Annotated in this window: 1 protein-coding gene and 1 pseudogene; one reads left to right on the top strand and one right to left on the bottom strand. The window is 73.6% G+C overall.

From position 1 onward, the window contains the following. The coding region (locus HW445_RS30560; RefSeq protein ID WP_180224039.1) for a DeoR/GlpR family DNA-binding transcription regulator at window positions 1–851 on the bottom strand (851 nt) is incomplete at its 3' end. A gap of 286 nt (window positions 852–1137) precedes the next feature. On the opposite strand from HW445_RS30560, the pseudogene HW445_RS34495 reads away from it, so the two are divergent. After that, a pseudogene (locus HW445_RS34495) lies at window positions 1138–1536 on the top strand (hypothetical protein); the annotation flags it as partial.

Here is a 1536-nt window from a genome sequence, read left to right as displayed (position 1 = left end):
AACGCCTCGGCGGAGTCCTCCGGCAGTTCCTCGTCCTCCCCGGCCACCAGCAGCCGCAGCGGCAGCTCGGAGAGTTCGGCCCGGGTGACGGCGGGCAGCCCCGCATCGGTCACCAGGACGTCCACCTCGGACAGCGAGGCGAACGAACTCAGCCCCACCGTCCCCCACTTGGTGTGGTCGGCGACCACCACGACACGCCGGGCGGAGGCCACCAGCCGCCGGTTGGTCTCCGCCTCGGCCAGGTTCGGGGTGGAGAGCCCCGCCTCCACCGAGATGCCGTGCACGCCCAGGAACAGCAGGTCGAAGTGGAGCGCCGCTATCGCCCGGTCGGCGACCGGGCCGACCAGCGAGTCGGACGGGGTGCGCACCCCGCCGGTGAGGACCACCGTCGGCCCGCCCGTCTCCGTCCCGTCGGGGGAGCGGCGGGCGGTGTGCAGCACGTCGGCCACCCGCACCGAGTTGGTGACCACCGTCAGATCGGGAACACCGCCCAGCAACCGGGCCAGCGCGTAGGTGGTGGTGCCCCCGGAGAGCGCCACCGCCGAACCCCGCGTCACCAAGGAGGCCGCCGCGCGGGCGATCTCCTCCTTGGCGGCGGGTTCGCGGTTGGTCTTCTCCTCGAAGCGGGGTTCGTGTCCGGTGGGTTCCGCGCCGTCGACCGGCACCGCACCGCCGTGCACCTTCGCCAGCGCCCCCAGGCGCGCCAGCGCGTCCAGGTCGCGGCGCACCGTCATGTCCGACACGCCGAGCCGCTGGGTCAGCTCGTTCACCCGGACCCCGCCGCGGCGGCGGACCTCGTCCAGGATCAGTGCCCGCCGTTGCTCCGCGAGGAGGTTCTGCCGCTCAGCCACCTCTACCCCTCGTCCCTGTTCAACCGTATCGCCGTATCGCCGCAGTCGCTCCGCGTCCCGCGTCCCCGGACCGCGCGCCGAACCAGCGCTGTGACCAGGCGTTTTCCGCCCCGGTGCCGGGCCGGTCGACGTTCCATCCTCGCACGACACGCCGAAAGTCGGTCAGGTGGTCGCGATGGCCGCCGGGTCACGGCTGTCACCCGATGGAGGGGAGATTCGGTGAGGAAGGGTTGAGCGGGCGCCGGAACGGAGATCCCACGGGCGGAGGACCGCATCACATGTTCGAATGCCGGGCGGTCCGGGAGGGCGGACCGTAAGCCGAAGCCGCGGACATCGAACGCACGGGGGAGCGAGACACGTGGTATCCGAACAGGGCACGCCGGTCGCGTCGGCGCCGCAGGCACAGAACCCGCCGGCCGGCGGGCCCACGCTGGAACTGCTCGTCCACGGAGTGGGCGGCACCACCCCGGCGGAGATGCTCGACGACCCGCGGACGGTGCGCGTCACCGGCGACGGCATCGCGGCCGTGTTCCGGCGCGCCGACGACGTGGACGCCGAGCGGGCCGGTCGTGCCGGTGGCGCCGGCGGCGCGGGCACGGGAGACGGCGCCGCCGCACCCGTCCAGGAGGCGTACGTCTGGTGCAACCTGACCTCCGGCAACGGCAGCCGCGCCCTGTGGCTCCTG

Source organism: Streptomyces sp. UH6 (assembly GCF_013421635.1).
Classification (GTDB): Bacteria; Actinomycetota; Actinomycetes; order Streptomycetales; family Streptomycetaceae; genus Streptomyces; species Streptomyces abyssomicinicus.
The sequence above is the reverse complement of the archived record's forward strand: the minus strand, read 5'-3'. Positions and strand labels throughout refer to the sequence as shown.